At 72.8% G+C, this 6,470-nt stretch carries 7 protein-coding genes; 3 read left to right on the forward strand and 4 right to left on the reverse strand.

Annotated elements, in window-relative coordinates; all coding sequences use genetic code 11:
* The coding region (locus tag ACWCO3_RS29605) for a hypothetical protein (protein ID WP_450013174.1) at positions 1 to 269 on the forward strand (269 nt) is incomplete at its 5' end.
* A 28-nt stretch (positions 270 to 297) separates the two neighbouring features.
* On the opposite strand, the gene ACWCO3_RS29610 is transcribed toward ACWCO3_RS29605, so the two are convergent.
* The gene (locus ACWCO3_RS29610) at positions 298 to 3,096 is read right to left on the reverse strand and encodes a DEAD/DEAH box helicase (RefSeq protein ID WP_355027042.1); all 2,799 of its coding nucleotides are present in this window, start codon (positions 3,094 to 3,096) and stop codon (positions 298 to 300) included.
* Between the two features lie 86 nt (positions 3,097 to 3,182).
* On the opposite strand from ACWCO3_RS29610, the gene ACWCO3_RS29615 reads away from it, so the two are divergent.
* A complete protein-coding gene (locus tag ACWCO3_RS29615; protein WP_145781979.1) occupies positions 3,183 to 3,950 on the forward strand; it encodes an HAD family hydrolase in 768 nt (255 codons plus the stop codon).
* A gap of 18 nt (positions 3,951 to 3,968) precedes the next feature.
* Here ACWCO3_RS29615 and ACWCO3_RS29620 read toward each other — a convergent pair whose 3' ends face one another.
* The gene (locus ACWCO3_RS29620; RefSeq protein ID WP_145781981.1) at positions 3,969 to 4,367 is read right to left on the reverse strand and encodes a PIN domain-containing protein; all 399 of its coding nucleotides are present in this window, start codon (positions 4,365 to 4,367) and stop codon (positions 3,969 to 3,971) included.
* Positions 4,364 to 4,672: a hypothetical protein gene (locus tag ACWCO3_RS29625; RefSeq protein ID WP_145781983.1), complete on the reverse strand. Its 309-nt coding sequence runs from the start codon at positions 4,670 to 4,672 to the stop codon at positions 4,364 to 4,366. Before ACWCO3_RS29625 ends, ACWCO3_RS29620 begins: the two co-directional genes overlap by 4 nt.
* A 154-nt stretch (positions 4,673 to 4,826) precedes the next feature.
* Between ACWCO3_RS29625 and ACWCO3_RS29630 the strand changes: the two genes are divergently transcribed.
* A complete protein-coding gene (locus tag ACWCO3_RS29630) occupies positions 4,827 to 5,738 on the forward strand; it encodes an EamA family transporter (protein WP_435821904.1) in 912 nt (303 codons plus the stop codon).
* Here ACWCO3_RS29630 and ACWCO3_RS29635 read toward each other — a convergent pair.
* Positions 5,701 to 6,470, reverse strand: a 770-nt coding sequence (locus ACWCO3_RS29635) for a diacylglycerol kinase (RefSeq protein WP_450013178.1), incomplete at its 5' end; no start/stop codon positions are given. The genes ACWCO3_RS29630 and ACWCO3_RS29635 overlap by 38 nt on opposite strands.

Consider the following 6,470-nt stretch of genomic DNA (forward strand, 5'->3'; position numbering starts at 1 on the left):
GCAGCGGCGTGCTCTACCTGTACCGGGGTCAGGCCAACGGGCGTTTCGACGATCGGTCCGTCTACGGAACGACAGGGTGGACGTCGACCAACCGACCCTTGCTGGCCGCCGGCGATGCCGACGGGAACGGAGTCGCGGACCTCTGGGCGACCGCAGCGGACGGCAAACTCTTCTTCTACGCGGGTGACACCAACAGCGCGGGCGACCCTTCGGACGGGCCGTGGACCGAAGTGGGGACGGGCTGGCAGACCATCAGCAGGATCGCCTGACCGCAGCGGCGGTGATCGAAAGTGATGATCAGTTGGAGGTGTGGTACGCCAGGACGCCCCTGTTGATGGCCGCGATCGCCTGCCGCGCGGTGGACCGCAACTCCGGCGACGCGCCGCCGGAGTCGGCAAGTTGACCAAGGAGGTCGACCACCTGTCGCGCCCACCTGACGAAGTCACCGGCGGGCATCTCACCGTCGATCTCGTGGCCGCTGCCGAGCACCTTGGCCAGCACCTCACCACGGGCCCACCGGTAGACGGGCCAGGCGAAACCGAGATCCGGCTCCCGGGTCGCGGCCAACCCCCGCGCCGCCTCGTCGGCCTCGATCTCCCCCCACAGCTTCAGCGTCTCGTCCACCGCGTCGGCCACCGGCCCACGTGGCAGCGACGCCCGCTCGTCGACGTCGCGGCGTGCCTCGAAGACCACCACGGACACCGCAGCGGCCAACTCGGCCGGCGACAGACCGTTCCACACACCCCGGCGCAGACATTCGGCGACCAGCAGGTCGGCCTCGGTCCAGATCCGGCCGAGCATCCGCCCGGCATCGGTGACCGCACCGTCGCGGGCCAGGTAGCCACGGTCGGTCAACAGCGCCACGATCCGGTCGAAGGTCCGGGCGAGCGATCCCGTCCGCCCGGACACCCGCTCGCGCAGCTCCTCCGTGTCGCGCTCCAGCCGGCGACGCCGCTCCGCCCAGCGGGCGTGCTCCTCCCGTTCCGGGCAGGCGTGGCAGGGGTGGTGCCGCAACTCGGTGCGGAGCTGGGTCAGCCGGTGGTCCTCGCCGGTCACCTGGCGGGAACGGCCACCCCGTCGGCCGCTGTGCCGGTCCAGGCCGGTGCCGCTCACCTCAGCGGCGAGATCCCGTCGGGCAGCCGGTGAACGGTGGTTGAAGTGCTTGGGCACCCGGATTCGCGCCAGGACCTCCGCGGGGGTGGTGAAGTCGCCGGGGCTGACCCGCCCGGCCCAGCGGTCCTGGGTGAGCACCAGCGGCCGGGGCTCACCGAACCCGCCGGTCGCCGGGTCCAGCACGACGGCCAACCCGGCCCGACGGCCCGATGGCACCCGGATCACGTCGCCGACGCGCAGCCGCTCCAAGGACGCCACCGCGGCGGCCTTGCGCTGGGTCTGCCCCTGCCGGGCGATGGCCTTCTCCCGGTCGGCGATCGCCACCCGCAACGCGAAGTACTCGTCGAAGTCGCCGTGGTGGCAGGCGGCCTCCGCGCCGTATGCCTCGATCGTCTCGGTGTTGCGTTGCACCTGCCGCGCCAGGCCGACCACCGACCGGTCCGCCTGGAACTGGGCGAACGAGGACTCCAGCAGGGCCCGGGCCGGCTCCGCGCCGACCGTGCCGACCAGGTTCACCGCCATGTTGTACGAGGGTCGGAAGCTGGAACGCAGCGGGTAGGTGCGGGTGGACGCGAGCCCCGCCACGTGCCGGGGGTCGGTCTCCGGGGACCACACCACGACGGCGTGCCCCTCCACGTCGATGCCGCGGCGGCCGGCGCGGCCGGTGAGCTGGGTGTACTCCCCCGGCGTCAGGTCGACGTGTGCCTCGCCGTTGTACTTGACGAGGCGTTCCAGCACCACGCAGCGGGCCGGCATGTTGATGCCCAGCGCCAGGGTCTCGGTGGCGAAGACCGCCTTGACCAGGCCTCGGACGAACAACTCCTCGACGATCTCCTTGAACACCGGCAGCATGCCGGCGTGGTGGGCGGCCAGCCCACGCTCCAGGCCGTCGAGCCACTCCCAGTACCCGAGCACTGTCAGGTCCTCGCCGGGGATGGCGGTGACCCGGGACTCGACGACCCGGCGGATCTCGGCCCGCTCCTCCGGCGACGTCAACCGCAGCCCGGCGGCGAGGCACTGCTGCACAGCGGCGGCGCAACCGGCCCGGCTGAAGATGAACAGGATCGCCGGCAGCAGACCCTCCCGGTCCAGCCGGTCGACGATGTCCGGGCGCAGCGGACCCCGCCAGCGCGGGCCACGACGGCCGGCGCCCGGCCCCGCGCTGCGGCCCTCGCCCAGCTCCAGCCGACGCGCGGTCTCCCGGGTGTAGCGCAGCAACTCCGGGTGCACGTCGTGCTTGCGGGCGGCGTCGGCGTCGTGGAACAGGTCGAACATCCGCTTGCCGACCAGCATGTGCTGCCACAGCGGCACCGGCCGGTGTTCGCTGACCACCACCGCCGTCTCGCCGCGTACGGTGACCAGCCAGTCGGCGAACTCCTCGGCGTTGGAGACGGTCGCCGACAGCGAGACCAGGGTGACCGAGGCGGGCAGGTGGATGATCACCTCTTCCCACACCCCACCACGGAACCGGTCGGCCAGGTAGTGCACCTCGTCCATCACCACGTACGCCAGGCCCTGCAGGGTGCTGGAGCCCGCGTAGAGCATGTTGCGCAGCACCTCGGTGGTCATCACCACCACCGGCGCGTCACCGTTGATCGCGTTGTCGCCGGTGAGCAGCCCGACCTGCTCGGCGCCGTACCGGGCGACCAGGTCGTGGTACTTCTGGTTGGACAACGCCTTGATCGGCGTGGTGTAGAAGCACTTGCGCCGGGTCGCCGGGGTCGCCGCGTCCTCACCCGCCGGATCGTCGGGCCGACCGCGCAACGCCAGGTGGACGGCGAACTCACCGACGACGGTCTTCCCGGCGCCGGTCGGGGCGCAGACCAGCACCCCACTGCCCCGCTCCAGCGACTGGCACGCCTCCCGCTGAAAGTCGTCGAGGTCGAACCCCAGGTCGAGGGCGAACTCGTCCAGCGCTGGAAACTGTGAGGCCTGCGCGGCCCGGCGACGGGCCTCCGCGTACCGCTCGGCGGGACTCGACATGCGACCAAGATTAGTGCGTGCCGGGACACGACACCCCACAAGGCCGTCCCGAGGTGCCGTCCGGGGCGGTCGGTAGGGTGCACGGCGTGCCGGACCATGCCGAACCGCCCCAGACTCGTCCGCCGGGCAACGCCGAGGCCGCCGCCCCCCGGGCGTCCCGACGGCCCGTGAAGGCGGTGCTCTTCGACTTCCACGGCACCCTGGCCCAGGTGGAGGAGCCCCGGCGGTGGGTGCTGGAGGCCGCCACCGCGTGCGGGGTCACCCTGGACCAGGTCCGCGCCACCTCGCTGGCCGACCGGCTGCTGACGGCCGGGCGGGCCGGCGGGCCACTGCCGGCGCGGGTGCCACCCCGACTGGCCGAGTTGTGGGCCGACCGGGACCTCTACCAACACGCCCACCGGGGCGCGTACACCGGGCTGGCCGAGACCGTCGACGCCGGCATCGAGGGCTTCGCCGACGCGCTCTACGAGCGGCTACTGACCGCCGATGGCTGGCTGCCGTACGCGGACACCGCGCCCACGCTGACCGCGTTGCGCGACGCCGGGGTGCCGGTCGCCGTGGTCAGCAACATCGGCTTCGACCTGCGGCCGCACTTCGACGCGTGGGGGTTGACCGGCCTGGTGGACGCCTTCGTGCTCTCCTACGAGGTGGGGCGCTGCAAGCCCGACCCGGCGATCTTCTGGCGTGCCTGCGGAATGCTCGGCGTCGACCCGGAGCAGACCCTGATGGTCGGCGACACGCCCGCGGACGCGGGAGCGGTGGCCGCCGGCTGTTCGGTGCTGGTGCTCCCGGCCGCCGAGCCGGGCCGCGAGAACGGGCTGGGCGCGGTGCTCGACCTCGCCCTGCCCGCCTGAACCACGGTTTCCGTGCCGTCAGCCGGGAATGTGAATCACCGGTAGCTCGCCGTCGCCGTACCGGTCTTCCCCGGTGAGGATCGAAGCGTCGTGTTCGAGGACGGCCAGCGCCGTGGTGGCCAGATCGGCACGGCCCGTCACCGTGCGCCAGAAGCTGAGTTCGTGCCAGGAGTGCCCCTCGGTCGAGAGCACCTCACAGGCGTCCAGGTCCAGCAGCCGGTGCAGGGTCGCTCGTTCCTTCGGGTCGCTGACGATCGCCAGGGCTTCCGCAGCGGTCACGGCGGTGACGCCGAACTTGTTGCGGTCCTGAATGACCTCGTGCAGCGGCTCCCCGACATGCACCGACCCCGCCAGGTACGCCAGCAGCGCCGACCGGTCCAGCACGAGCCGCACCGGGCGGTCGTCCTCGGGGCTCACGCGGCCGGTTGTTCGAGCGTCCCGGCGGCGGCGTCCAACGCGTGCTGGCGGACCCGCTCGCGAAGGGCACTGCGGCGCTCCGGCGACCAGTCGGCCTCCACGGCGGCCCGGCGGGCGCGCGCCTCGGCCACGCCCTGCTCGGTGATCGGAATGCCCTGGTGGGCCAGCTCCGCGTCCAGGGCATCCAGCCGCATCCGGTCACGGACGGCCTGGGTGATGTAGGCGCTCGCGTTGGACTCCCGCTCCAGGCGCTCGGCCACGTCAGGTGGCACGGAGATCGACAACTTCCGCATCGCGCTAGTCATACCAGGGACCGTACGCCGGTAGCACCACGTTGGCGAACATGTGCGCCGTGTCGGCGACGAACGTCCCTTTCCACGAGCCGAACGACAAAGGTCGCGTTCGCGCAGGTGGACACCGCCGCGAGGTAGGCGAAGCTGAACGCCTACCGTCGTGCCGGTGACCGAGATCCTGCTGCCCACGCCACCGCCGACCGACACGCCATCAGCCCGACACGGTGGCGTCGTCGCCGTGGGGCTGGTGCTCGGCGGGGCGCTGTCGGTGCAGTTCGGCGCCGCCGTGGCCGCGTTGCTCTTCCCGCGTACCGGGGTGGCCGGCGCGGTCACCCTGCGCCTGACGATCTCGGCGGTGCTGCTGCTCGCGGTGTGCCGACCCCGACTGCGCGGACACGACCGGTCGGCCTGGCTCGCGGTGGGCGCGTTCGGGCTCGCGCTGGCCGGCATGAACTCGCTCTTCTACCAGGCCATCGAACGCATCCCGCTGGGCCCGGCGGTGACGCTGGAGGTCCTCGGCCCTCTCGCACTGTCGGTGTTCAGCGCCCGACGACTGGCCAGCTGGGCCTGGGCGGGCCTGGCCCTGGCCGGGGTGGCGCTGCTCGGACAGGGTGGCTTCGACCGACTCAACCCGGTCGGGGTGGCCTTCGCGTTCGGCGCCGGCGCCATGTGGGCCGCGTACATCGTGCTCAGCGCGCGGGTCGGCGGCCGGTTCCCGGGCGCGGACGGGCTGGCCCTGTCGCTGACCCTCGCCGCGCTGGTCACGCTGCCACTGGGCATCGTCGACGGCGGCGCGGTGCTGCTCGACCCGCCGGTGCTGGCGCTCGGTGCCGCCCTCGCGGTGCTCGCCTCCGGGCTGCCCTACACCCTGGAACTGCTGGCGCTACGGCGGATGCCCACCGCCACCTTCGCGGTGCTCATGAGCCTCGGCCCGGCCGTCGCCACCCTCGCCGGCTGGCTGGTGCTGCGGCAGGAGCTGACAGTGCTGGAGTGCGTCGCCATCGCGCTGGTCATCGCTGCCAGCATCGGAGCGGTACGGGTCAACGCAGCAGCCGCACGGCCCCCGGGACGGCGCTGATCGTCACCGGCAGACCCAGGGAACGTTCCCCGTCGGCGTACGTGGTGATGCCCTCGGCGGCCAACTCCACGGTACGGGCGCGGTAGCTGCGCACGAGCGGGTGGCTGACGTGGGTGCCCTGGTAGATGCGCGGCTTGACCCGGATCAGGGTCCGTCGGTCGACCCGACCCGCCACCACCACGTCGAGCAACCCGTCGGTCGGGTCCGCGTCGGGGCAGATCCGCATCCCGCCGCCGTACGTGGGGCAGTTCCCCACCGCCACCAGCACCGCGTCCACCTCATGCGGCACCCCGTCCAGGCGCATCGTGTAGCGACGCGGGCGCAGCCGGGCCAGCTCGACGACGATCGCCAGGTCGTACCGGCGTGGGCCGCGTGGCCAGCGCATCCGGTTGGCCCGCTCGTTGACGATCGCGTCGAACCCGGCGGCGAGAACCGCCCCGTACCAGCGCTCGGTGCCGTCCACACCGCTCATCCGGGCCAGGTCGACGGTGTGGCGGCGGCCGTCGCGCAGCGCTGACGCGATCACGTCCGCCGCCGCGAGCGGATCGGCCGGGAACCCGGTGTCCAGTGCGAAGTCGTTGCCGGTGCCGGCGGGGATCGGCCCGAAGGGCACGTCGGTGCCGGCGACCGCCTGCAAGGCCTGGTGCACGGTGCCGTCCCCACCGATCGCCACCAGCGCTCCCGCGCCGTCCGCGACCGCCGCACGGCACGCCGCCTCCGCCTCGCCCGGCC

This window comes from Micromonospora sp. NPDC002411 (assembly GCF_053592955.1).

Bases quoted from the DNA above. Each gene is read 5' to 3' on its own strand.
- ACWCO3_RS29610 (WP_355027042.1), bottom strand. From the start codon at position 3,096: ATGTCGAGTCCCGCCGAGCGGTACGCGGAGGCCCGTCGCCGGGCCGCG.
- ACWCO3_RS29625 (WP_145781983.1), bottom strand. From the start codon at position 4,672: ATGACTAGCGCGATGCGGAAGTTGTCGATCTCCGTGCCACCTGACGTG.